The organism is Methylobacterium sp. AC690 (assembly GCF_979256535.1).
The window spans coordinates 1-245 of sequence record NZ_CEEDOX010000112.1; the positions used below are offsets into that span (position 1 = coordinate 1).

Annotated in this window: 1 protein-coding gene; it reads left to right on the plus strand. The window is 54.7% G+C overall.

All coding sequences use genetic code 11. From position 1 onward, the window contains the following. The coding region (locus AC0IY1_RS25505) for a hypothetical protein (RefSeq protein WP_471773370.1) at positions 1 to 245 on the plus strand (245 nt) is incomplete at both ends.

The window sequence follows — 245 nt, forward strand, 5'->3', positions numbered from 1 at the left end:
GCCTGCGATAAGCTACCTTCCGGGCGTGTGTACAACATCACCAACGGCGAGCATCGCACACTGCGCAGCATCGTGCAGAAGCTGATCGACGAGTTGAATATTGACTGTCGTATTCGTTCCGTCCCCTACCCGATGCTGGATATGATCGCCCGCAGCATGGAGCGTTTAGGCCGCAAGTCAGCAAAAGAGCCGCCGCTGACCCACTACGGCGTCTCCAAGTTGAATTTTGACTTTACGCTGGATAT